Here is a 24,935-nt window from a genome sequence, read left to right as displayed (position 1 = left end):
CAGAGAAGCCCCCAGCTCCGGAGCGAACGAGTGGGGTCGTACCTTCAGGGTTGGCGGCCGACGGGGTACGTAAACGCGCCGACGCCCGTGACTTCCCTGAGCGGCGTGCTGGCCGGGGCGGGAGCGGGGTCCTGGTCGCCGGCGGCGCTGCGGTAGACGGCGCTGAAGGCCAGCGCGACCATGCCGAGCCCCATCACGACGGCGAGCACCCACGCGACGGGGCGCAGCCAGGGGGCGCGGCCGCGGTAGGGGCGCATGGCTCCGCCGTAGACGCCGTACGGGCCGTCCGCGTAGCCGTGCCCGTACGGGCCGTGCTCCCATCCGGAGTCGTCGAAGCCGTACCCGTCGGGGTGGCCGTAGTCGTCGTCGGCCGCCCAGCCTCCGGCGACGCGGGCGGCCTCGGCCTCGGCGCGCGCCCGGTCGGCGGCGCGCTGGCGCTCGGCCGCGCTCGGTTCATGGATCTCGGCGTTCCGGACGAAGTCCTCGTCGAGCACCACGGAGGCGAAGTCGAAATCCGCGCCTCCGCGGTCGTCGTCGGGCTCCCCGTCGTCCGGGAACGGCTTGCCCCCCACGTCGTCCGGCACGGGACCAGCGTAGACCTGGGGGGCGGGTTTGGGCAGGGTGTAAGGCCGAATCCGGCCACACCGTGTCCGGGCGGCGGTTACCGGACGTGACCGTCGCCGGTGACGATGTACTTGGTGGAGGTCAGCTCGGGAAGGCCCATGGGGCCCCGGGCGTGCAGCTTCTGGGTGGAGATGCCGATCTCGGCGCCGAAGCCGAACTGGCCACCGTCCGTGAACCGGGTGGAGGCGTTCACGGCGACCGTGGTCGAGTCGACCAGCTGGGTGAAGCGGCGGGCGGCGGCCTGCGAGGTGGTGACGATCGCCTCGGTGTGGCCGGAGGTCCAGCGGCGGATGTGGGCGACGGCGTCGTCGAGGGAGTCCACGACGGCGGCGGCGATGTCGTACGACAGGTACTCGGCGGCCCAGTCCTCGTCGGTGGCGGGGACGGCGGTGACCTTGCCGCCCTCGGCGGCGGCCAGCACCTGTCCGTCGCCGTGGACGGTCACGCCGGCCTCGGCGAGCGCGTCGAGGGCGCGCGGCAGGAAGGCGGCGGCGATGTCGCGGTGCACGAGGAGGGTCTCCGCGGCGTTGCAGACGGAGGGCCGCTGGGCCTTGGAGTTGACGAGGATGTCCACGGCCATGTCCAGGTCGGCCTGGGCGTCGACGTAGACGTGGCAGTTGCCGGTACCGGTCTCGATGACCGGAACGATGGACTCTTCGACGACGGTCTTGATGAGCGAGGCACCGCCGCGCGGGATGAGCACGTCGACGAGGCCGCGGGCGCGCATCAGCTCGCGGACGGAGTCGCGGGACTCGCCGGGGACGAGCTGGATGGCGTCGGCGGGCAGGCCGGCGCTCTCGATGGCGTCGCGCAGGATGGTGACGAGGGCGGTGTTGGAGGCGTAGGCGGAGGAGCTGCCGCGCAGCAGGACGGCGTTGCCGGACTTCAGGCAGAGCGCGGCGGCGTCGACGGTGACGTTGGGGCGGGCCTCGTAGATGATGCCGACGACGCCGAGGGGGACGCGGATCTGGCGGAGGTCGATGCCGTTGGGGAGGGTGGAGCCGCGGACCACCTCGCCGACGGGGTCGGGCAGGGCGGCGACGTCGCGCACGTCGGAGGCGATGGCGCGGACGCGCTCGGGGGTGAGGGTGAGGCGGTCGATGACGGTCTCGCTGGTGCCGGCGGCGCGGGCCTTGTCGGTGTCGACGGCGTTGGCGGCGACGATCTCGGCCGTACGGGCCTCCAGCGCGTCCGCGATGGCCAGCAGGGCCGTGTCCTTGGCGGACCGCGGGAGTGGCGCGATGGCGGCGGCGGCGGTGCGGGCCGCGTGCGCGGTGGCGGTGACGGGGGAGGCGGCGGTGGCGTCGTCGAGCGAGGTCATGCCGCCCAGGGTAATCCCCGCCGCCGTGGGCCCCACCGGCCCTTCCACCCCCCGAGACGTCCTGCCTCTCGCCGCGCCGCGCACACGGCGCGGCCCCCGGGGGGCCTCCCCGGCTTCGCGCCGCGCGAGCGGCGCGTCTAGTAGGGGTGCACGCCGACCGGGTGGGCCGGTGGGGGGCCGTAGCCCTCCGCGACGCGGGCGTGGTACGTGGGGCGGTCGATGACCTCCAGGCCGACGATCTCCCACGGCGGCAGCTGTGCCGTCGAGCGGTGTTCGCCCCAGAGCCGCAGGGCGACGGCCGCCGCGTCGTGGAGGTCTCGGGCCTCTTCCCAGTACCGGATCTCCGCGTGGTCGTCGGCGTACCGGCTCGTCAGCAGGAAGGGGTGGTCGTGCGCGAGCTGTTCCAGCCCGCGCCGCACCTCGGACAGCGGCGCCGGCTTGCCGGAGACGCTGAGGGTGATGTGCCACAGGCGGGAGGTCTCGGCCTGTTCGTCCCCGCCGCCGCCCACGCTGGTCAGCGCTCGTCTCACCAGCCCGCCTCCTGTCTGCGCTACGCGTGTCCGCCCCACACAGTTGACCAGTCCCCGGCCCGCCGTGCGGCGGTTTTCCCGAACCTCAGCCCTGCAGCAGCACCAGATCGTCGCGGTGGACGACCTCCCGCTCGTACGCGGGTCCGAGCTCCCGCGCAAGCTCACGGGTGGAGCGGCCGAGGAGCTGCGGGAGTTCCTTGGCGTCGAAGTTGACCAGGCCCCGGGCCACGGCGCGGCCGTCGGCGGCGCGCAGTTCGACGGGGTCGCCCGCGCTGAAGTCGCCTTCGACGGCGGCGATGCCGGCGGCGAGCAGTGAGCTGCCGCGTTCGGTGACGGCGCGCACGGCGCCGTCGTCGAGGACCAGGTGCCCCTGGGGGGTGGAGGCGTGCTGGAGCCAGAGCAGCCGGTCGGCGGAGCGGCGGCCGGTGGCGTGGAAGTGGGTACCGGTCTCGCGGCCGGCGAGGGCGTCGGCGGCGTGGCTGGCGGAGGTCAGGACCACCGGGATCCCGGCGGCGGCGGCGATCCGCGCGGCCTCGACCTTGGTGACCATGCCGCCGGTGCCGACGCCCGCCTTGCCGGCGCTGCCGATGGAGACGTGGGCGATGTCCTCGGGGCCGCGCACCTCTTCGATGCGGGTGGTGCCGGGCAGGGACGGGTCGCCGTCGTACAGCCCGTCGACGTCGGAGAGGAGGACGAGGAGGTCGGCGCGGACGAGGTGGGCCACGAGGGCCGCCAGCCGGTCGTTGTCGCCGAAGCGGATCTCGTCGGTGGCGACGGTGTCGTTCTCGTTGACGACCGGCAGGGCGCCCATGGCCAGGAGCTGGTCCAGGGTCCGGTAGGCGTTGCGGTAGTGGGCGCGCCGGCTGGTGTCGTCGGTGGTCAGCAGGACCTGGCCGACGCGGATGCCGTAGCGGGCGAAGGAGGCGGTGTAGCGGGCGACGAGGAGGCCCTGGCCGACGCTGGCGGCGGCCTGCTGCCGGGCGAGGTCCTTGGGGCGGCGGGCGAGGCCGAGCGGGGAGAGGCCGGCGGCGATGGCTCCGGAGGAGACCAGGACGATCTCCTTCTCGCCGCCGCTGCGCGCCTTGGCGAGTACGTCGACCAGGGCGTCCACCCGGTCGGCGTCGAGCCCGCCGGCCGCGGTGGTCAGGGAGGAGGAGCCGACCTTGACCACGATCCTGCGGGCGTCCACGACACCTTGCCTAGCCGTTGACACGTCTTTCCCCTCACCACAGAACCCGATGGCCCACTGGCCTACCGACCGACTGGCCCAATCTACGGGGTGGGGCGGCGGGGCCGCCCGCCGGTTTCAGACCGTGGACGAGGACCGGCCCCGCGCCGGGCCCTCGGTGGTGCCCGAGGCGGTGCCCGAGGCGGGGGCCGCGGCGGCGGCTCCGGTGCCGGGGATGAGGATCTTGCGCGAGAGCAGGAAGGTGAAGGGGATGGCGACGACGGCGGCGACCAGCGGCGCGATGCGGGTGTCCATCGCCGCCCAGGTGACCAGGGCGTAGAGCCCGGCGGACTGGATGACGTAGTTGGTGACGTTCGTCAGCGGGAAGAGGAGGAACTTCTTCCAGGTGGGGCGGGTGCGGTAGGTGAAGTAGGTGTTCATGAAGAACGACCCGATCATCGACAGCACGAAGGCGAGCGTGTAGGCGGCGAAGTAGGGCATCCACGGGTGCAGCAGCAGGTAGATGCCGAAGAAGGTGCCGGTGTTCACGCCGCCCACCAGGGCGAACCTCAGGATCTGGCCGAGCTGGTCGCGCCGGCTGTGGTCGCCCATCAGCGGCTGCGCTCCGCGATCACGGCTTCCGAGATGCCGGGCATGCGCTCGGGGTCAGCGCCGTGGGCCTCCTTGACCAGGAAGTGCGGGCGGCGCTTGGTCTCGTAGTAGATGCGGCCGATGTACTCGCCGATCAGGCCCAGCATGATCATCTGCATGCCGCCGATACCGGCGATCATCGCGACGATCGTGACGTAACCGGGCGAGTCGATGCCGTTGGTGATCGCCATCACGGTGATCCACAGCGCGTACAGTCCGGTCAGCGCGACCAGCGACACGCCGAGCCAGATGCCGAGGCGCAGCGGCTTGTTGTTGAAGGAGATCAGCCCGTCCATGCCGTAGTTCAGCAGGGACCCGAACTTCCACTTGGTCTCGCCCGCCTCGCGCTGGGCGTTCTGGTAGTCGAAGTGGACGGTGTCGAAGCCGATCCAGGAGAACAGGCCCTTGGAGAAGCGGTTGTACTCGGGGAGCGCGAGCAGGGCGTCGACGGCGGGCCGCGAGAGCATGCGGAAGTCGCCGACCCCGTCGGTGAGCTCGACGTCGACCCAGCGGTTGACCCCGCGGTAGTAGAGGCGGCTGAGCGCGGAGCGGACCTTCTTGTCGCCCTCGCGGGTGCGCCGGGCGATGATCTGGTCGTGGCCCTGCCGGTAGTGCTCCAGCATGGTCGCGATCAGCTCCGGCGGGTGCTGGAGGTCGGCGTCCATGATGACCACGGCGTCGCCGGTGGCCTCGCGGAGCCCGGCGAGCATGCCCGCTTCCTTGCCGAAGTTGCGGCTGAAGGAGACGTAGCGGGTGCGGTCACCGTGGTCCGCGGCGATCTTGCGGAGCTTTCCGAGGGTGCCGTCGCGGCTGCCGTCGTCGACGTAGCAGACCTCGTACTCGACGGGCAGGGCGTCCAGCACCTTGCGGATCTCGGCGTCGAACCGGTCGATGACGGCTTCTTCGTTGTAACAGGGGACAACTACCGACAGCTTGGTCATGAGCACTTCCTGCTGGCGTCCTAACGGGTGATTGTCGGCGACCGGGCCCGCCACTCACCTCTTCCTTAGAAGTATGCACGCCGGCGGTCGGCCTGCCCGAGTCGCGTGCGGCACACGGTAGCTTTGACGGGATAAGCGGAATGGAACGAAAGGATCGAGGTGCACGTGCCTGACGTCTCCGTGGTCGTCATCGTCTACAACGACGCAGAGCGTCTGCCGGCGGCCGTCCAGTCGGTTCTGGACCAGACCCTGCACGGGGTCGAGGTCGTGATCGTGGACGACTGCAGCAAGGACCGTTCCTACGCGGTCGCCCGGGAGCTGGAAGCCGCGAACCCGGGGCGGGTGCGGGCCTTCCAGCTGCCCGAGAACAGCGGGGGCTGCGGCGCCCCCCGCAACCACGGCATCAAGCAGGCCACCGGCACCTACGTCATGTTCCTGGACAGCGACGACGTCCTGGACCGCAACGCCTGCCGGAACATGCTGGCGGCCGCCGAGCGGACCGGATCCGACCTGGTCTCGGGCATGTGCGTGCGCGTGCACCTCGACAACCGGTGGGGCAAGACCACCGAGTGGTACCCGTGGATCTACTCCCGCACCCGGACGCTGGAGTCCATCACCGAGTACCCGGACCTGCTGGTCTACGACACCCTCTCCACGAACAAGTGCTACCGGCGCGCGTTCCTGCTGGAGCAGGGCCTGGAGTTCCCGGTGGGCATCCACTACGAGGACCTGCTGTTCTCGGCGCAGGCCTACGTCGCCGCCCGCCGGATCACGCTGATCCCCAACCACGTCTACTACTGGAACGTGGTCGAGAAGGCCGCCGCCAAGTCGATCAGCAACCGGCGCCACGAGATCGCGAACTTCGTCCACCGGATGGAGATCCACCGCCGGGTCGACGAGCTGCTCGCGGCCAAGGGCCACACGGCCATCAAGACGGCGAAGGACGCCAAGTTCCTCAAGCACGACCTCGTGCTGCACCTGCGCGACCTGCCGCTGCTGGGCGACGCCTACCGCCAGGAGTTCGCCCGGCTCGCCAACGGCTACCTGGCCGGCATCGACCCGGCCGCGTACGAGAACGTCACGTACCTCCAGGCCATCTGCGCCTACCTGCTCGGCAAGGAGGACTGGAAGAACCTCCTCCCGGCCGCCGACGCGATGACCAACAAGGGCCGGCTGTCCTCCCCGCTGGCCGAACGCGACGGGCGGGTCTACTGGTGCGCCGAGCACCTCGACGACGCCGAGGGCCGCCGGATACTGGACGTCACCGGCCAGGGCTTCCACACGGCCCCGCTGTCCTCCCTGGCCCTGGGCAACCGCCTGACCTCGTACGAGGACGACGGGCGCGGCACCGTCACCCTGTCCGGCACGGTCGTGAACCCCCTGGGCCGCATCCAGGAGGACGCCGGTCTGAAGGCCTCCCTGGAGTTCCGGGCCCGCCGGCAGATCGGCGTCCGCTCCTTCAGCTTCCCGGTGGCAACCGTGCGCCACGCCGGTAACACGATCGAGTGGACCGCCACCGCCGACATCGGCAGCACCGTCCGCCCCCTCGGCATCATCGACGCCGTCTGGGACGTGCGCCTGAAGCTGACGGCCGGCGCCGACAAGCTCACCACCCGCGTCTCGGTCGGCGGCGTCGACCTGGAGTCGGCAGCCCGGCTGCGGGTGCGCCCGCGCCTGACCCGGCTGGTCTCGGACCGCTTCGAGCCCGAGGTGACCAAGAAGGGCAACCTCTCCTACGTCCTGACCGCCGAGGGCCCCGCGGCCGTGCGCACCCAGACGCTGCTCGGCAGCGCCATGCACGGCAAGGCCGCCGGCCTGGTCAAGCGGAGCCTGCGCCGGGCCCTGAAGGCCCGCCGCAACATCGGCTCGGGCGAGCAGAAGGTGAAGGTCTACCACGAGGTCTTCTCGAAGCTGCCGGTCAAGAAGGGCACGGTCGTCTTCGAGAGCCACATGGGCAAGCAGTACAGCGACAGCCCCAAGGCGATCTACGAGGAGCTGGTCCGCCAGGGCGCCCCCTTCGAGGCGATCTGGTCCTACGCCGGCGCCAAGCCCACCGGCTTCCCCGAGCAGGCCACCCTCGTCAAGCGCTGGAGCTGGCAGTACCTGCGGGCCCTGGCACAGGCCGAGTACTGGGTCGACAACCAGGGGTTCCCGCTGGCACTGACCAAGCGCCCCGGGACCACGTACATCCAGACCTGGCACGGCTCCGCACTCAAGCGCATGGGCTTCCACGAGCCCCGCACCAAAGCGCAGGGCAAGACCGCCCAGGACCGCTTCCAGAAGGCCGTCGACCGCTTCGACCACTTCCTGATCCGCTCCGAGCACGACGTGCGCACCCTCGCCAAGGGCTTCCGGCTGCGCGACGAGGTGCTGCTGCGCACCGGCTACCCGCGCAACGACGCCCTGGTCGAGGCCCACCGCGCCGAGGCGCAGAGCGGGGAGCGCGTGCGCGGCCCGCTCGCCGCCGAGCTGGGCATCGACCCGGACAAGCGGGTGCTGCTGTACGCGCCGACGTTCCGGGCGAGCGCGGACGGCACGGTGGAGGGCTTCGAGTTCCCCTTCGACGTGGAGGAGTTCGCGGACCGGCTCGGCGACCGCTTCACGCTGCTGGTGCGCACCCACTACCTCAACAGCGTCTCGCTGCCGCCGTCGGTGGCGGGCCGGGTGGTCGACGTGTCCCGGCACCACGACATCACCCCGCTGCTGGCGCTCGCCGACGGGCTGATCACCGACTACTCGTCCGTGATGTTCGACTACGCGGTGCTGGACCGGCCGATGCTCTTCTTCGCGTACGACTACGAGAAGTACTCCACCGACATCCGCGGCACCTACTTCGACCTGAAGGAGAAGGCGCCCGGCCCCGTGGTGGCCACGGCGGACGAGCTGATGCAGGCCGTCTCCGCCTTCGACGAGGCCGACGCCAAGTACGCGGAGGCCCGGGAGCGTTTCCTCGCCGAGTTCGGCGAATACGACCGCGGGGACGCGGCCCGCCGGATCGTAGAGAAGTTCTTCACCAGGAGCGGCAAGTGACCCAGCAGCCCCACGAACCCGCGGCGCAGGGCGGCCGGGACGTCTTCATCGTCTCCAACAGCGTGGACGAGCTCGGCGGCGTGACCACCTGGTCCCACCAGATGGCCCGGCTCTTCACCGACCGGGGCCACCGGGTGCACATCGTCGGCATCGCCCCCGTCGCCGAGGAGATCCGCCAGCAGCTGCCGGAGGACCTCCCGTACGAGATGACCACCCTGTACGAGACCCACCCGCCCCGGGCCCGCCGCCTGCGCGGCCTCAAGGGCCGCCTCAACGCCCCGGAGCGGCGCCGGCAGGCGGCCCGCCGGGCGGGCATGCGCGCCAAGGCGGAGACCCTGAGCGCCCTCTTCCGGGCCGCCCGGCCCGGCGCCGTGGTCATCGTCACCCAGGTGTGGGCGATGGAGTGGGTGGCCCTCGCCGACACCAAGGGCCTGTCGGTCATCGGCATGAGCCACGAGTCCTTCGAGGCCAGCCAGACCTCCACCCGGGGCGCGCGGGTCCGCCGCTTCTACCCCGAGGTGGACCGCCTGCTGGTGCTCACCCCGGAGGACGCGGACCTGTGGATCCGGGCCGGCATGGAGAACGTGGCCAGCATGCCGAACCCGCTGCCGTTCATGCCGGACTCCCCCGCCCCCCGCACCGAGAAGGTCGTCGCGAGCGTCGGCCGCCTCGCCTTCGAGAAGGGCGTGGACCTGCTGCTCGACGCCTGGGCGGACGCGGCCCCGCGCCACCCGGACTGGACCCTGCGGATCTACGGGGCGGGCACCGAGGAGGCGACGCTCCGGGCGCACTGCACCTCGCTGGGCCTGGACGACTCCGTGGAGTGGATGGGCAGCACCGCCGACGTGCTGGGAGCGCTGCGCGGGGCGTCCGTCTTCGCGCAGGCCTCCCGGGCCGAGGGCTTCCCGATCACCCTGCTGGAGGCGATGGCCGCCGGCCTGCCGGTGGCCGCGTTCGACTGCGCGCCGGGCGTGCGGGAGATCGTGCGGCACGGCGAGGACGGGCTGCTGGCCCGCCTGGGCAACACGATGGAGCTGGCCGGGCACCTGGACGCCCTCATGTCGGACCGCGAGACGCGCGAGGCCCTCGGCGACGAGGCGTTCCGCAGCGTGCGACGCTACTCCCCCGCGGAGATCACCGACCGGTGGGAAGAGCTGTTCGCCTTCCTGGAGCGCTGACCCGCCCCGCGCCCGGTACGTACGAGGGAGCCGCCCGCCCCGGACCTGGTCCGGGGCGGGCGGCTCCCTCGTACGGGCGGTGCTCAGACCGTGTGGACGTCCCGGTGGTGGCCCGGGTGGCCGGGCTTGCGGTTGGCCTCCCAGCCGGCCCACGCCGAGGTGATCATCTCGCGGACGTCGTGCCGCGCCTTCCAGCCCAGCTCCGAGGCGATCCGGTCGGCCGAGGCGACCACCTTCGCCGGGTCACCGGGGCGCCGCGGGGTGACGACCGGTGCGTAGGTGTGCCCGGTGCCCGCGTTCAGCAGCTCGACCATCTCCTTGACGGAGACGCCCTCACCGCGGCCGATGTTGACGGTGAGGTCCTTGTACTCCCCCGCCGCACCCCACTCGGCGAGCCGGCGGGCCGCCACCACGTGCGCGTCCGCGAGGTCCTCCACGTGGATGTAGTCGCGGATGCAGGTGCCGTCCGGGGTCGGGTAGTCGTCGCCGAAGATGCGGGCGCCCTCGCCGGCGTCGTAGCGCTCGAAGACCATCGGCACCAGGTTGAAGACCCCGGTGTCCGCGAGCTCGGGGGCCGCCGCGCCGGCCACGTTGAAGTAGCGCAGGCAGGCGGTGGAGATGCCGTGCGCCTTGCCGGCGGCGCGGACCAGCCACTCGCCGGCCAGCTTGGTCTCCCCGTACGGGCTCAGCGGCCTGCACGGGGTCTCCTCGGTGACGGAGTCCACGTCGGGCATGCCGTACACGGAGGCGGAGGAGGAGAACAGGAAGTTGCGGATGCCCGCCGCCGCCACGGCCTCCAGCAGCACCGTGAGGCCCTGCACGTTCTCGCGGTAGTAGTACAGCGGCTTCTCGACGGACTCGCCGACCTGCTTCTTGCCGGCCAGGTGCACCACGCCGGTGATCTTGTGCGCGCGGATGGCCTCGTCCAGGGCGAGACGGTCCAGCACCGAGGCCGTCACCAGCGGGACTCCCTCCGGCACGCGGTCCTCCCGGCCCGTGGAGAGGTCGTCGAAGACCACGACCTTCTCACCCGCGAGCAGCATCGCCCGGACGACGTGCGCGCCGATGTATCCGGCGCCACCGGTGATCAGAAATGTCATGCGTATTCTCCCGAGCTCTAGCGTGACCTGCGCGTGCGGGCGCGGTCGAGGCGGTTGCGTACGAAGGTCAGCGCGCCCCCGGCACCGGGCGCGAGGCGCACGGCCAGCGCACCGGCGGCCGTGCGGTAGGGCTGCGCCAGCAGAACACCGTACCGGCTGCTGGGCAGGGCCCTGCGGCGGAGCAGACCGCCCAGGGGGCGCAGGGAGGTGTGCAGGGAGCTCCCATCGGCGCAGCGCACGCCCACCCGGACGTCCCACGCCTGCATCCCGCGCAGCCCCCGGCGGCGCCCCTCGGCGGCCAGCGCGGCCGGCCGGAAGGGCACCTCGGCACTCCACCCGTCCCCGTCGCCGGCGGCCCGCAGCTCCACCGGCCGCAGCAGGACGGGGTCGCCCCCCGCCCGGGGCGGGAAGCTCAGCTGGACGGTCTGCGGACCGGCCCCGGCGAGCCGCCCGTACAGGTCGCGCACCCGCAGCCGGAGGGCCCCCGCCCCCGCGGGCTCGGCGTCGACGGTGACGGGCAGCTCCGCCACCGGCAGGGCGTCGAGCCCGTCCAGCGGCACGGGCAGCTCCGCGCTCCACACCGGCTCCCCGGCCGCGTCACGCGCGTACGGCGGCAGCAGCCGCGCCGGATCGGCGGCGAACCGCATCAGCCGCTCCACGTCCCCGGGCGGGGTCTCCGCGGCCGCCAGCACCCGGGCCGCCCAGCGGGCACGGGCGGGCGCGGCGGCGACGTCGGCGGGGTCGAAGCCGGCCAGGTACTCGCGGGTCAGCGCCCACCAGGCGGCCCGGTACTCCGGGTCCTTGCCCAGCTCGCGCAGGTACATCCGCAGGTCGTAGTCGAGGAACTTCACCTGGCAGGCGCGGCCCAGCACCGGGGAGGCCGCGGCAAGGGTGCGGGAAGCCGTGCGGTGGGCCTCGACGCGCGAACGCCAGTTGCCGACGTCCTCACGGGCCAGGGAGATCGACACCTGGGCGGCGCTGCGGCGCACGTGCCACACGTAGACGAGGTCGCCGACGACCGCGATCCGGGGCCCGGCGGCCAGGACGCGGGAGGTGAAGACGAAGTCCTCGTACACGAACCGGCCGTCGGGGAAGCGGATCCCGTGCTCGTCGAGGAAGGCGCGGTCGTACAGCTTGTTCACGCAGAGGGTGTCGCGGACCAGCTCGGGCCGGTCCGCGGGCCGCTCGATGACGTCGCCCGGCGCGTACAGACCCGGCATCCAGGGCACCTCGCGGCCCTCGGGCAGCTCCCGGCGCACGCACGCGCCGACGGTGACGGGCGCCCGGTGCTCCTCGGCGGCCCGCAGCAGCGCCTCGGCGGCACCCGGCGGCAGGACGTCGTCGCTGTCCAGGAAGAGGACGTACGGGGAGGTCGCGGCGGCGATCCCGTCGTTGCGGGGGGTGCCGCAGCCGCCGCTGTTCTCCGTGCGGTGCAGGACCTTGAGGCGCGGGTGGGCCGCCGCCAGCTCGTCCAGCACGCCGGCGGTCCCGTCCGAGGAGGCGTCGTTCACCGCGATGACCTCGGCGACCACCGGGCCCTGGGCGAGGGCCGAGGAGACGGCCTCGCCCACGAGCCCGGCGTCGTTGTACGCGATCACCACCACCGAGACCGAGGGGCCCGCGGCGGTGTCACTGCTGGAATGGCTGCTGCTGCTCACCCGCAGGATCCTAGGCGAACGGCGTAAAGCCGACTTCAAAGCCGGCCCTCCGCCGCCCCCGCCCGGTCAGAAGGGACGGAACTCGTCGTACTCCTTCTGGGCCGAGTCGCCCCGGCGGGCTTCCTTCTCGTTGCGGCGCTGGGTCGCCGGACGCGGAGCCTCCAGGCGGTGGTCCTCACCGCGGCGGCCCAGCATCTCGGCGCCGGCCATCACGGTCGGCTCCCAGTCGAAGACGACCGCGTTCTCCTCGGAACCGATCGCGACGCCGTCGCCCGCCTTGGCACCGGCCTTCTTCAGCGCGTCCTCGACACCGAGGCGGTTGAGCCGGTCGGCGAGGTAGCCGACGGCCTCGTCGTTGTTGAAGTCGGTCTGGCGGACCCAGCGCTCCGGCTTCTCGCCGCGCACCCGGTACACGTCCTCGACCTCGTCGTAGGTGACGGTGAATCCGGCGTCGTCCACGGCCTTCGGGCGGATGACGATGCGGGTCGCCTCCTGCTTGGGCTTGCGGGCGCGCGCCTTGGCGACGACCTCGGCGAGGAAGTAGGAGAGCTCCTTCAGACCCGTACGGGCGACGGCGGAGACCTCGAACACCTTGTAGCCGCGGGCCTCCAGGTCCGGGCGGACCATGTCCGCGAGCTCCTGGCCGTCGGGGATGTCGACCTTGTTCAGGACGACGAGGCGCGGACGCTCCTCCAGACCGCCGCCGTAGATCTTGAGCTCTTCCTCGATGACGTCGAGGTCGGCCACGGGGTCGCGGTCGGTCTCCAGGGTGGCCGTGTCCAGCACGTGCACGAGGACGGAGCAGCGCTCGACGTGGCGCAGGAACTCCAGGCCGAGGCCCTTGCCCTGGCTGGCACCGGGGATCAGGCCCGGGACGTCGGCGATGGTGTAGACGGTCGAGCCGGCGGTGACCACGCCCAGGTTCGGGACGAGGGTGGTGAAGGGGTAGTCCGCGATCTTCGGCTTGGCGGCGGAGAGCACCGAGATCAGCGAGGACTTGCCTGCGCTCGGGAAGCCGACCAGCGCCACGTCGGCGACGGTCTTCAGCTCCAGGACGATGTCGCCGCTGTCACCGGGGACGCCGAGGAGGGCGAAGCCGGGCGCCTTGCGGCGGGCGGAGGAGAGCGCGGCGTTGCCGAGGCCGCCGCGGCCGCCCTCGGCGGCGACGTACGTGGTGCCCTGGCCGACGAGGTCGGCGAGGACGTTGCCCTGCTTGTCGAGGACGACGGTGCCGTCCGGCACGGGCAGGACGAGGTCCTGGCCGTCCTTGCCGGAGCGGTTGCCGCCCTCGCCGGGCTTGCCGTTGGTGGCCTTGCGGTGCGGGCTGTGGTGGTAGTCCAGCAGGGTGGTGATCGCCTGCTCCACCACCAGGATCACGTCACCGCCACGGCCGCCGTTGCCGCCGTCGGGGCCGCCGAGCGGCTTGAACTTCTCCCGGTGTACGGAGGCGCAGCCGTGGCCCCCGTTACCCGCGGCGACGTGCAGCTCGACGCGGTCCACGAAGGTGGTCATGGGTGTTCCTCCAGATACATACGGGAATGTCCCGGGCAGGCCTTGCTGCCCATTAAACGTGTCTATGTGACAACGCGCCGAGGGCGGACCTCTCTTCCCGGCGCCTGCCGGAAAGAGCTGAGATCCGCCCTCGGGGTGTTACGAACGCGTGTGATTCAGCAGGAGCTGGATCAGGCGGCCGGAACGATGTTGACGACCTTGCGGCCACGGTGCGTACCGAACTGCACCGCACCCGGCAGCAGCGCGAACAGCGTGTCGTCGCCACCGCGACCGACGCCCGCACCCGGGTGGAAGTGGGTGCCGCGCTGGCGGACGAGGATCTCGCCGGCGGAGACGACCTGACCGCCGAAGCGCTTCACGCCGAGCCGCTGAGCATTGGAATCGCGCCCGTTCCGGGTGGACGATGCGCCCTTCTTGTGTGCCATGTCTCAGTCCCTCTTACTTCGCAGCCGTGGGGATACCGGTGACCTTGATCGCCGTGTACTGCTGACGGTGACCCTGGCGACGGCGGTAGCCGGTCTTGTTCTTGTAGCGCAGGATGTCGATCTTGGCGCCCTTGGTGTGGTCCACGACCTCGGCCGTGACCTTGATCCCGGCCAGCACCCACGGGTCGCTGGTCACGGCGTCGCCGTCGACAACGAGCAGGGTCGAGAGCTCGACCGTGTCGCCAGCCTTGGCAGTGGAAATCTTGTCAACCTCAACGATGTCGCCGACAGCAACCTTGTGCTGGCGACCACCGCTGCGCACGATGGCGTACACGCGGATCTCTCTCTCACTCGGGACGGATGCTCCTGAAGCCAGCCGCTCACACGGGCCGGGGCCCACGGTGATCCGGATTGGACGAGCGGCCTCTCCCGTGACCCGGCCGCTTGCGCGGTCGTCCGGGAGGAAGGTGCTCAGGAGCGCGACGCACGCTGAACGGAAAATCGTCCAAGACACGCCGACGGTCTAGGTTACGGGGCTGGTTCCGGAGGGTCAAACCGGGCCCCGCAGCACCGTGGACCCCGCCCGGAGGCGGGGTCCACGGTCACGGAACGGATCAGGCCTCGGTCGGAGCCGTGACGGACGGAGCGTTCTGCTCCGCCGCCGCGGTCTTCTTCGTGGCCCGCTTCGCCGTGGTCTTCTTGGCCGTCGCCTTCTTCGCGACGGTCTTCTTGGCGGCCGCGGCCTTCTTGGCCGGAGCCTTCTTCGCCGTGGTGGCCGCCTTCTTGGCCGGAGCCTTGCGGGCGGCCTTCTTCGCGGGAGCCGGCGCCTCGGCCTCGGCCTCGGCTGCCGGGGCCTCGGCCGGGACGGCCTCCGCGACCGGCTCGGCGGCCGGGGTCTCGACGACCACGACGGCGGCCTCGGCCGCACCCGCGGGCGCGGTGGCCTTGCGGACGGCGCGACGGCGCGGACGGGCCGGGGCGGCCTCCACGACGGGCTCGGCCGGGGTCTCGACGACGGGCTCGGGCTGGGCCTCGGGCTCGACGACGGGCTCCTCGACCACGGGCACCGCCACCGGCTCGGCGACGGCCTCAACGACCGGCTCCGGCTCGGCCACGGCCACCGGCTCCTCGGCCACGACGGGCTCCGGCTCCGGGGCGGTCGCCTTGCGCGTCGCCCGGCGACGGGTACGGCCCTTCGGCGCGGCCTCCTCCACCGGCGCGGCGGGGACCGCCTCGACCGTCTCGGAGGCCGCCACGGCCTCGGCGACGACCTCGGCGGCCGGCTCCAGCACCGTGTCCGCGGGCTCGGTGACCGGCTCCGCCTCCACCACCGGGGCCACCGGCGCGGGAGCGGCCGGCGCCGGGGCGGCGTACCGCTCGGCACCGCGCGGGGCACCCGCCGGAGCGGTCGCCTTGCGGGTCGCACGGCGACGGTTGCGGCGCCCGCTGATGCCCGCGGCGGCCTCGGCCTCGGCCGGGCTGCTGTACAGCTCCTCGTCCGGCACGAACGCCGGCTCCGGAAGGGCGCGCGGAGCGGCGATCTCCGCGGCCACCTCGGCCTCGGTCTCGGCTTCCAGCACCTCGGCCTCGGCGGTCTCGACCGTCTCCGCCTCGTGCCCGTGCTCGTGCTCGTGCTCCACGGCGCGGCCACCGCGGCGCTTGGCGCGCTTGCCGTTGCCACCGCCGCCGACCGCGGTCGGGGTCTCCATGTGCACGATCACACCGCGGCCGTTGCAGTGGACGCAGGTCTCGGAGAAGGACTCCAGCAGACCCTGGCCCACCCGCTTGCGGGTCATCTGCACCAGGCCAAGCGAGGTGACCTCGGCCACCTGGTGCTTGGTGCGGTCACGGCCCAGGCACTCCAGCATGCGCCGCAGCACCAGGTCGCGGTTGGACTCCAGGACCATGTCGATGAAGTCGATGACGACGATGCCGCCCAGGTCGCGCAGCCGCAGCTGGCGCACGATCTCCTCGGCCGCCTCCAGGTTGTTCCTGGTGACGGTCTCCTCGAGGTTGCCGCCCTGACCGGTGAACTTGCCGGTGTTGACGTCGATGACGATCATCGCCTCGGTCTTGTCGATCACGAGGGAGCCGCCCGAGGGCAGCCACACCTTGCGGTCGAGCGCCTTGGCGAGCTGCTCGTCGATCCGGTACGTCGCGAAGACGTCGACCTCGGAGGTCCAGCGGGACAGCCGGTCGGCCAGGTCCGGGGCCACGTGGTTCACGTAGCCGTGGATGGTCTCCCAGGCACTGTCACCACTGATGATGACCTTGGAGAAGTCCTCGTTGAAGATGTCGCGCACGACGCGGACCGTCATGTCCGGCTCGCCGTACAGCAGGCTCGGCGACGAGGTCGTGATCTGCTTCGACTTCTTCTGGATGTCCTCCCACTGCGCCTGCAGACGCTCGACGTCGCGGCGCAGCTCGTCCTCGCTCGCACCCTCGGCGGCGGTGCGCACGATGACGCCCGCGTCCTCGGGGACGATCTTCTTGAGGATGGTCTTCAGACGCGCGCGCTCGGTGTCGGGCAGCTTGCGGCTGATACCGGTCATCGAGCCCTCGGGCACGTACACCAGGTAGCGGCCGGGCAGCGAGACCTGGCTGGTCAGACGGGCGCCCTTGTGGCCGATCGGGTCCTTGGTGACCTGCACCAGGACCGACTGGCCGGACTTCAGGGCGGACTCGATGCGGCGCGGCCCGTTGGCCATGCCGAGCGCCTCGAAGTTGACCTCACCGGCGTACAGGACGGCGTTGCGGCCCTTGCCGATGTCGATGAAGGCGGCCTCCATCGACGGCAGCACGTTCTGGACCTTGCCCAGGTAGACGTTGCCGACGTACGAGGTGGCCTCTTCCTTGTTGACGTAGTGCTCGACGAGCACGTTGTCCTCGAGGACGCCGATCTGGGTGCGCTCACCGGACTGGCGGACGACCATCACGCGCTCGACGGCCTCGCGGCGCGCCAGGAACTCGGCCTCGGTGATGATCGGCACGCGGCGGCGGCCCTGCTCGCGGCCCTCGCGGCGGCGCTGCTTCTTCGCCTCCAGACGGGTCGAGCCCTTGATGGACTGCACCTCGTCGGACGGCTCGGCCTTCTCGCGTGCCGGGCGCGGCTCGCGGACCTTGAGCACGGTGCGGACACCGTCCTCCTCGCCCGCCTCGACCTCGACGGCACCGTCACCGCTGCGGCGGCGACGACGGCGGCGGCGACGGCTGGAGGTGGAGGCGAGGGCGTCGTCGCCCTCCTCGTCCTCTTCGTCCTGGTCGGCTTCCTGCGGCTCGGCCTCCTGCGCGGCGGCCTCGCCCTCGGTCTCCTCGTACCCGGACTCGTCCAGGTCGGCGGCCTCCCCGCGACGGCGGCGACGGCCACCGCGACGGCGGCGGCGCGACGGGCGCTCACCCGACTCGTCCGACTCGTCCTCGTCGAAGCCGTCGGCCTCGGCCTCCGGCTCCTCCTCGACGAGCTCCGGCTCGGCCGCGGGCACGGGCTCGGCGACGGCGCCGCGACGGCGGCGACGGCGGCCGGCGGGCTGCGCGGCGGGGGCCTGGACCTCGGCGGCGGCCTCGGCCTCGGCCTCTTCCTCCTCCTCGGCCTCCTCCGCCGAAGCGGCGGCGGCAGCGGCCGCGGCGGCCATGGCCGCGGTCTCCGGGGTCTGGAACATCGGCTCGGCGAAGACCGGAGCCTGGAAGACGGCCACGGCCGGACGCGCGGCACGGCGGGCGGCGCGGTTCGGGGCGGCCTCCGGCGCGGCGGCGGCCGGAGCGGGCTGGGCGGCGGCGGGGGCGGCCGGGGCCGAGGCGCGGGTGGCGCGGCGGCGGCCGCGCTTGGGGGCGTCCACGGCGTCGGCGACGGTGACGGCGCGGGTGGCGGCCTTCGGGGCCTCCTCCGCGACGGCCCGTACCTCTTCCTCGGCCTCCTCCTCGTCCTCCACGGCGGGGGCGGCCTCGGCCACGGGGGCCGGAGCGGCGACGGCACGGGTGGCACGGCGGCGGGCACGCGGGGCGGGGGCGGCCGGGGCCTCCTCCTCCACCGGCGCGGGAGCCGGCGCGGCCTCCACGACGACCTCGGCGGCCTCGGCGGCCGGAGCGGCGACGGCACGGGTCGCACGGCGGCGGGCACGCGGGGCGGGGGCGGCCGGAGCCTCCTCCACGGCCGGCGCGGCAGCGGCGGCGGGCGCGGCCTCCACCACGACCTCGGCGGCCTCGACGACCTCGGCGGCCGGAGCGGTGGCGGCACGGGTGGCACGGCGGCGGGCACGCGGGGCGGGAGCGGCCGGAGCCTCCTCCTGCACCGGCGCGGGAGCGGCGGCCGGCGCGGCCTCCGCAGCGGCTTCGGCGGCCTCGGGCGCCGGAGCGGTGGCGGCACGGGTCGCACGGCGGCGGGCGCGCGGGGCGGGAGCGGCCGGAGCCTCCTCCTCCACCGGCGCCGCAGCGGCGGCCGGCGCGGCCTCCACAACGACCTCGGCGGCCTCGGCGGCCGGAGCGGCGACGGCACGGGTCGCACGACGACGCGTACGCGGAGCGGGTGCGGCCGGAGCCTCCTCCACGGCCGGCGCCGCAGCGGCGGCGGGCGCGGCCTCCACGGGCGCCTCGGCGACGGCGCCGCCGGGCGGCCCGGCCGGCCGGGAAGCCGCTCGGCGACGCCTGCGCGGGGGCAGGTTGTCGCTGGGGCTGCCACTGTCGGCGGCGGGGGTGTTGTCGTTGTCGTTGTTGAGCATGCGGGGTTCTCCCGTCACGCTCCCGGGCGCCGCGGCTGACGTCCGGTCCGGCACGGCTCCGCGCGATGGGGCGCGGAACCGGCCTCCGGGGCGCGTTCGCCACACGGGAGCTGTAGTCCATGGCCGCCGGTTCCGTACGTGTTGTCCGTACGGCCTGGCGGAAGTCTTCAGGTCAGTGCGCTGCCCGACCCAGGTGGCTCCCGAGTTCCAGGGCGGCGCGACGACGACGGTCCTTACGCGGCGGGACCTTCCGGCGCCTTCGCGTCGGCGTTCACGGCGGCCGTGGGTGGGGCGGCCGTGACAGCCTCGCGGTCGGGCGCGAGCGGGTCGGTCACCGTGCCGGACTCCTCGTCGAAGAGCCCCTGCGCCAGCCTGGTCACCGCTGCGGGGACCGGCGGCGCCAGGTCGGCCACAGCTTGGAGACCGGACAGGACGTCGTCGGGTCGCACGGCAGGTGTCAAATGCCGAACAACCAGCCGCAGTATCGCACAGGCATTGTCCAGCGGCCTATCAACCTGGGCAGGAAGGGCTTCGAGGCTGACGACGGCGCCGCGGGTGTCGAAGGTCCGCATGCCGTTCTTGGTCCGGCGCTGCACCTCCACCGTCTCGGCGGCGAGGAAGACCTCCACCGCCCGCGCGGCGTCGGCGGGCTCGACGCCCTCCAGGCGCAGCTCCCAGACGGAGGCCGTCAGCCGGTCCGCGAGCCCGGAGGTCCGGGCCTCGACGGCGTCGACGATGTCCAGGCCGACCGGCATCGACTCGTCGAGCAGCTCGCGGAGCTTCTCGGGGTCGCGGTGCTGGGCGAGGCCGATCTCCAGGTACTCGGCCTCACTGCCGGTCCCGGTGGGAGCGGCGTTCGCGTACGAGACGCGGGGGTGCGGGGTGAAGCCCGCCGAGTACGCCATGGGCACCTCGGCGCGGCGCAGGGCGCGTTCGAAGGCGCGCTGGAAGTCTCGGTGGCTGGTGAACCGGAGGCGGCCACGCTTGGTGTAGCGCAGTCGGATGCGCTGCACCACCGGTGCGGGAGGCGGGCCTTCGGGCTGTCGCTTGCCCAGGGGTTCTTCTCCTTGTGCGGGGCGTCGCGGCTCGCGCGTCGCCCTGAGGTCTGTCGACCCGTCCGGCTCACCCCCGCCGTTTGCGCGGGGAGATCTCGGGAGCGGGTGCCGCGTCGGCGGCTGTCGTACTACCCAGAGTACGCGCCCGTGACCTCGTCGGTTCCCCCGGCGGCCCCCCGAACAGCAGGCGGCGCACATCGGCCCGCGCCTCGCGCACCGCGGCGCGGGCGGTGCGCCACACCTCGCGCACGGCGTGCCCGACGGGTGTGGCCACCTGCCGGTACACCCACGCGGCGGGCCGGGCGACCCAGCCGCGCCACAGCCGGCGCAGGCCGCGGCCGAGGGCGCGCAGGATCCGGCCGGCGAGGTGCCAGGCGCCGACGAGGAGCTCCCCGAGCGGCAGGAGGACGTACCGGTACAGCAGGGTGAGCGGCGGCAGGAGCAGGTACCGCCCCACCCAGGCCGCTCCGTGCCCGGCCGGTACGAGCACGTTCCGCCCCACCCAGGCCAGCCCGTGCCCGGCCGGCACGACCGCGTACCGCCACGCACCCACCCATGGCCAGACGAACACCAGCATGCCGAGCCCGCGCACCAGCCACCGCAGTCCGTGCCCGACGGGCGTCAGCACCTCCCGGTACAGCCATCCCGTCGGCAGCACCACCACGTGCCGCAGCACCCAGGCAATCCCGGTCCCGGCCGGCACCAGCACGTACCGCCCGAGGGCCACGCACAGCCAGGCGGTCCCGAGCCCGAGCGGCCGCAGCAGGTACCGGTAGGCCACCTCGCCGACGGGCACGGCGACGTAACGCCACAGCCCCACCCACGGCCAGTAGAAGAGGACGAGCAGCAGCGGCCGCAGCAGGTACCGCCACACCCGCACCAGGACCCACCCGGCAGCGTCCCCGAGCGGCGCCAGCACATGCCTGCGCGCACCCCGCGCCGCCACCACGAGCAGGTCCCACAGGGCCCGCACCGGCAGCACCACGAGCACGGCGACGACCTTCACGGGCACCCGGACCACCCCGGCCAGACACCCGCCCCCACCAGGCGCGGCCTGCGCCTTCTCCATCTGCATGCCGCTAAGGACACCAGATCCCGCGCTTCCGTTGCGCCGCGGTCCCGCCCATCCGTCGATCGACCCGGGCTCGGCCGTCAGCCGACTCCCCTACCGAGAATTTGACATTCGGTGCTCACGGATACCACCACTTCCCCCTTACGCCAGCCGGGGCCACCAGGCGCCCGTCGAAGAGCGGTGGCCAAGGACCTGGTCCGCGCGGGCATCACCTGCAAGGTCACGAGGACCAGGGTCCGGAAGGTCCGCGCCCCGCAGGTCCATATGGAGCTCGTCATACCTGAGGACGCGCGCCGACTCCTCGTGATCACCAGGGACGGGTTCGCGTCCGGGCCCGGGAAACGTGAATGCCCCTGCCTTGTGCCAGGGGCATTCACTCAACGTCACGACTTGGGGTTGTCGCCCACCACGCTCAGTGGGAGCAGCTTCTTGCCCGTCGGTCCGATCTGAATTTCGGTCTGGAGCGCAGGGCACACCCCACAGTCGAAGCACGGGGTCCAGCGGCAGTCCTCGACCTCGGTCTCGTCGAGGGCGTCCTGCCAGTCCTCCCAGAGCCAGTCCTTGTCCAGGCCCGAGTCCAGGTGGTCCCAGGGCAGGACCTCCTCGTACGTGCGCTCGCGGGTCGTGTACCAGGCCACGTCCACGCCGTACGCCGGCAGGGTCTTCTCCGCCGCCCGCATCCAGCGGTCGTACGAGAAGTGCTCGCGCCAGCCGTCGAAGCGGCCGCCGTCCTCGTAGACCGCGCGGATGACGTCGCCGATGCGGCGGTCGCCGCGCGAGAGGAGGCCCTCGACGATGCCCGGCTTGCCGTCGTGGTAGCGGAAGCCGATGGAGCGGCCGTACTTCTTGTCGCCGCGGATCTTGTCGCGGAGCTTGCCGAGACGGGCGTCCGTCTCCTCCGCCGAGAGCTGCGGGGCCCACTGGAAGGGGGTGTGGGGCTTGGGGACGAAGCCGCCGATCGACACCGTGCAGCGGATGTCGTTCTGGCCGGAGACCTCGCGGCCCTTGGCGATGACGTTGACCGCCATGTCACCGATCTGGAGTACGTCCTCGTCGGTCTCGGTCGGCAGGCCGCACATGAAGTACAGCTTCACCTGGCGCCAGCCGTTGCCGTACGCGGTGGCGACGGTACGGATCAGGTCCTCTTCCGAGACCATCTTGTTGATGACCTTGCGCATGCGCTCGGAGCCGCCCTCGGGGGCGAAGGTCAGACCGGAGCGGCGGCCGTTGCGGGTCAGCTCGTTCGCCAGGTCCACGTTGAACGCGTCCACGCGGGTCGACGGGAGGGACAGGCCCACCTTGTCGTCCGAGTAGCGGTCCGCGAGACCCTTGGCGATGTCGGCGATCTCCGTGTGGTCCGCGGAGGACAGGGAGAGCAGGCCGACCTCCTCGAAGCCGGTCGCCTTGAGGCCCTTCTCGACCATTTCGCCGATGCCGGTGATGCTTCGCTCCCGCACGGGGCGCGTGATCATGCCGGCCTGGCAGAAGCGGCATCCGCGGGTGCAGCCGCGGAAGATCTCCACGGACATGCGCTCGTGGACGGTCTCGGCGAGCGGGACCAGGGGCTGCTTGGGGTAGGGCCACTCGTCGAGGTCCATGACGGTGTGCTTGGAGACGCGCCACGGAACGCCGGAGCGGTTCGGGACGACACGGCCGATGCGGCCGTCCTCCAGGTACTCGACGTCGTAGAAGCCCGGGATGTAGACGCTGCCGGTCTTCGCGAGGCGCAGCAGCACCTCCTCGCGGCCGCCGGGGCGGCCCTCGGCCTTCCAGGTGCGGATGATCTCGGTCATGTCGAGGACGGCCTGCTCGCCGTCGCCGATGATGGCCGCGTCGATGAAGGCCGCGATCGGCTCGGGGTTGAAGGCCGCGTGGCCGCCCGCGAGCACGATGGGGTGGTCGACCGTACGGTCCTTGGCCTCCAGCGGGATGCCCGCGAGGTCCAGGGCCGTGAGCATGTTGGTGTAGCCCAGCTCCGTGGAGAAGGACAGGCCGAACACGTCGAAGGCGGAGACGGGGCGGTGGCTGTCGACGGTGAACTGGGGCACCTGGTGCTCGCGCATCAGGGCTTCCAGGTCCGGCCACACCGAGTACGTGCGCTCGGCGAGGACGCCCTCGCGCTCGTTCAGCACCTCGTAGAGGATCATGACGCCCTGGTTGGGCAGGCCCACCTCGTAGGCGTCCGGGTACATGAGCGCCCAGCGGACGTCACAGGACTCCCACGGCTTCACGGTGGAATTGAGCTCACCACCGACGTACTGGATGGGCTTCTGCACATGCGGGAGCAGAGCTTCGAGCTGTGGGAAGACCGACTCGGACATCACGCGACTTTCGTGAAGCGGGCAGGGGGCGACTCTCAAGCGTACCTTGAGGGCCGGATACCCCCGCCCACGTGATCACTTGAGGGCGGCCCGCAGCCCGGGGGCGGCCGCCTCGGCCCAAGCGGCGGGGAGGGCGCGTTCGACGCGTTCCGCGCGGGCTTCCTCGCGGCCGTGGAGCAGGCCCCAGGTGAAGGAGGGTTCGCCGGCGCCGTGGGCCTGGTGGGCCAGTTCGCGCAGGGCGGCGCGGGCGACGACGCTGTCCTGGTGCTCGCCGAGCAGGCTCTGGACGCCCTTCATGGCCTTGGCGAACTTCCGGGCGGGTTTCCCCAGGGCGGGCTCGGCGGCTTCGGCGGCGTAGCGGGCGCGTTTGGCGGCCTTGCGGGCCTGGTGGAGGGCGCGGTCGGCTTCCTGGCCGGGGTCCAGGGAGAGCGCGTGCTCGACGCGGGAGGCGAGTCGGGCGTAGTCGCGGAGCACGGCCTTGGGCAGGGCCTTGGCGGCGGGCTTGGCGGCGCCGGGCAGCAGGGGCGGGTCGGTGAGGAGGGCTTCGAGGGTGTCGAGGAGGGTGAGGTGGCGGGGGCTGTCGAGGACCGTGAGGGCGCGGCGGCGCGAGGCGGCGCGGCGGGTGGTGTTCCAGGTGCGCAGGCGCCCACGGACGGGTCCGGCCTGGAGGGGGCGGGGGAGGTCGGCGAGGGCGGTCCGGAAGTGTTCGTGGAGGACCTCGCGGTCGCGGTCGGCGCCGAGTTCCGTGCCGAGGCGGCGCAGTTCTTCCCCGATGGGGTCGGTGACCTCGCGGTCGAGGACCTTGCGGTTTGTCTTGAGGGCGCTGCGCAGGCGGCGGGAGGCGACGCGCATCTGGTGGACGGCGTCGGGCTGGTCGCGGCGGACGCCGGGGTCGTGGGTGATCAGGGCGGTGACCTGTTCGCGCAGGTACGCCAGGACGTGCGCGCCGGCGGTTCCCTCGTCGGCCGGGTCGGGGCGGGGGCGGGCGGGGGGCTCGTCGCCGGTCTCGGCGAGGGCGCGGGCGAGTTTGGAGGGGGCGGCGGAGACCTTGAGCCCGGCGTTCCCGAAGGCCTTCTCGACGGCGTCGAGGAGGGCGGGGTCGGTGCCGTCGGCGAGTTCCACCTCGACCTCGGTCCAGGTGGCGGTGGTGTCCCGGTGCTCGGCGGTGACCTGGTCGGTGGTGAGTTCGGCGAGGAGGGCGCCGTCGGCGTCGAGGAGGTGGCTGGTCCGGCGGGAGGAGAGGAGCCGGACCATGGGTTCGAGGGGGGCGTCCCGGACGCGGGAGCGGACGAGGTCGGCGAGGGGGCCGGGGACGGTGTCGCCGAGGGGGGCGGTGACCTCGTCGCGTACGCCGGGGGCGACGGGGAGTTTGAGGTGCCAGCCGGAGTCGTGGCCGCCGGTGCGGCGGCGCAGGGTGAGGCCGTCGGCGGCGAGCCGCTGGTCGGGGGTGTCGTAGTAGACGGCGTCGAGGTCGGTGACGCCCTGGTCGACGACGGCGGCGATGCCGGCCGTGCCGGTGAGGTCGGGGACTCCGCGCTGCTCCGCCCCGGGCGTCGTGAACTCGAATTTCCGCTCGATTTCGCGCTTCGTGTCCGCCATGGACCGAATCTAGTCCGGATCGGTGCGCAGTGGGA

General features: G+C 72.7%; 18 protein-coding genes. 2 read left to right on the top strand and 16 right to left on the bottom strand.

What is annotated here, in order from left to right; all coding sequences use genetic code 11:
* Positions 1–44: 44 nt before the first annotated feature.
* The 6 genes from ABD973_RS21575 to ABD973_RS21550 all read right to left on the bottom strand — a co-directional run bounded on the left by ABD973_RS21575 (position 45) and on the right by ABD973_RS21550 (position 5,235).
* Entirely contained in the window at positions 45–584 is a 540-nt protein-coding gene (locus ABD973_RS21575) for an SCO2584 family spore wall biosynthesis protein (RefSeq protein ID WP_125821101.1), read from the bottom strand.
* 77 nt (positions 585–661) lie between these two features.
* Complete coding sequence (locus ABD973_RS21570; RefSeq protein ID WP_125605204.1) at positions 662–1,945, bottom strand: glutamate-5-semialdehyde dehydrogenase; 1,284 nt, start codon at positions 1,943–1,945, stop codon at positions 662–664.
* A gap of 137 nt (positions 1,946–2,082) precedes the next feature.
* Positions 2,083–2,478, bottom strand: a complete 396-nt coding sequence (locus ABD973_RS21565) for a hypothetical protein (protein WP_385761397.1) — start codon at positions 2,476–2,478, stop codon at positions 2,083–2,085.
* An 82-nt stretch (positions 2,479–2,560) separates the two neighbouring features.
* Complete coding sequence (proB, locus tag ABD973_RS21560) at positions 2,561–3,688, bottom strand: glutamate 5-kinase (protein ID WP_007264030.1); 1,128 nt, start codon at positions 3,686–3,688, stop codon at positions 2,561–2,563.
* A gap of 93 nt (positions 3,689–3,781) precedes the next feature.
* Positions 3,782–4,255: a GtrA family protein gene (locus ABD973_RS21555; RefSeq protein WP_345501562.1), complete on the bottom strand. Its 474-nt coding sequence runs from the start codon at positions 4,253–4,255 to the stop codon at positions 3,782–3,784.
* Positions 4,255–5,235, bottom strand: a complete 981-nt coding sequence (locus ABD973_RS21550) for a glycosyltransferase family 2 protein (RefSeq protein WP_125599671.1) — start codon at positions 5,233–5,235, stop codon at positions 4,255–4,257. Before ABD973_RS21550 ends, ABD973_RS21555 begins: the two co-directional genes overlap by 1 nt.
* A gap of 159 nt (positions 5,236–5,394) precedes the next feature.
* Between ABD973_RS21550 and ABD973_RS21545 the strand changes: the two genes are divergently transcribed.
* Together ABD973_RS21545 and ABD973_RS21540 are read left to right on the top strand one after the other, a co-directional pair.
* Positions 5,395–8,265, top strand: coding sequence for a bifunctional glycosyltransferase/CDP-glycerol:glycerophosphate glycerophosphotransferase (locus tag ABD973_RS21545; RefSeq protein ID WP_125599668.1), 2,871 nt, complete (start codon positions 5,395–5,397; stop codon positions 8,263–8,265).
* Positions 8,262–9,443 (top strand): glycosyltransferase, encoded by a 1,182-nt coding sequence (locus tag ABD973_RS21540; protein WP_125821104.1) that lies wholly within the window; start codon positions 8,262–8,264, stop codon positions 9,441–9,443. Before ABD973_RS21545 ends, ABD973_RS21540 begins: the two co-directional genes overlap by 4 nt.
* An 83-nt stretch (positions 9,444–9,526) precedes the next feature.
* Here the strand turns inward: ABD973_RS21540 and galE are convergent, their stop codons facing one another.
* From galE to ABD973_RS21490, 10 genes are all read right to left on the bottom strand, one after another.
* On the bottom strand, positions 9,527–10,543 hold the full coding sequence (galE, locus tag ABD973_RS21535) for a UDP-glucose 4-epimerase GalE (protein ID WP_125821105.1): 1,017 nt from the start codon (positions 10,541–10,543) through the stop codon (positions 9,527–9,529).
* Positions 10,544–10,560: 17 nt separating this feature from the next.
* Entirely contained in the window at positions 10,561–12,201 is a 1,641-nt protein-coding gene (locus ABD973_RS21530) for a glycosyltransferase family 2 protein (RefSeq protein ID WP_345501558.1), read from the bottom strand.
* 66 nt (positions 12,202–12,267) lie between these two features.
* On the bottom strand, positions 12,268–13,713 hold the full coding sequence (gene obgE / locus ABD973_RS21525; protein ID WP_345501556.1) for a GTPase ObgE: 1,446 nt from the start codon (positions 13,711–13,713) through the stop codon (positions 12,268–12,270).
* Between the two features lie 170 nt (positions 13,714–13,883).
* Entirely contained in the window at positions 13,884–14,138 is a 255-nt protein-coding gene (rpmA, locus tag ABD973_RS21520) for a 50S ribosomal protein L27 (protein WP_007264038.1), read from the bottom strand.
* 13 nt (positions 14,139–14,151) lie between these two features.
* Positions 14,152–14,472, bottom strand: a complete 321-nt coding sequence (gene rplU, locus ABD973_RS21515; protein WP_007264039.1) for a 50S ribosomal protein L21 — start codon at positions 14,470–14,472, stop codon at positions 14,152–14,154.
* Between the two features lie 280 nt (positions 14,473–14,752).
* Positions 14,753–18,853 carry an Rne/Rng family ribonuclease gene (locus ABD973_RS21510; RefSeq protein ID WP_345501553.1) on the bottom strand — a complete coding sequence of 1,367 codons (4,101 nt, stop codon included), beginning with the start codon at positions 18,851–18,853 and terminating at the stop codon, positions 14,753–14,755.
* A 233-nt stretch (positions 18,854–19,086) separates the two neighbouring features.
* Entirely contained in the window at positions 19,087–19,866 is a 780-nt protein-coding gene (locus ABD973_RS21505; RefSeq protein WP_125821108.1) for a TIGR03936 family radical SAM-associated protein, read from the bottom strand.
* A 109-nt stretch (positions 19,867–19,975) separates the two neighbouring features.
* Entirely contained in the window at positions 19,976–20,983 is a 1,008-nt protein-coding gene (locus ABD973_RS21500) for a hypothetical protein (protein WP_345501550.1), read from the bottom strand.
* A 380-nt stretch (positions 20,984–21,363) separates the two neighbouring features.
* On the bottom strand, positions 21,364–23,301 hold the full coding sequence (locus ABD973_RS21495) for a TIGR03960 family B12-binding radical SAM protein (RefSeq protein WP_125821110.1): 1,938 nt from the start codon (positions 23,299–23,301) through the stop codon (positions 21,364–21,366).
* Positions 23,302–23,376: 75 nt separating this feature from the next.
* Positions 23,377–24,900: a CYTH and CHAD domain-containing protein gene (locus ABD973_RS21490; protein WP_345501548.1), complete on the bottom strand. Its 1,524-nt coding sequence runs from the start codon at positions 24,898–24,900 to the stop codon at positions 23,377–23,379.
* Positions 24,901–24,935: the final 35 nt, after the last annotated feature.

The sequence above is a fragment of the Streptomyces racemochromogenes genome (assembly GCF_039535215.1).
GTDB lineage: Bacteria > Actinomycetota > Actinomycetes > Streptomycetales > Streptomycetaceae > Streptomyces > Streptomyces racemochromogenes.
Note: the sequence above shows the minus strand (reverse complement) of the source record. Positions and strands in the feature narration are given on the sequence as shown.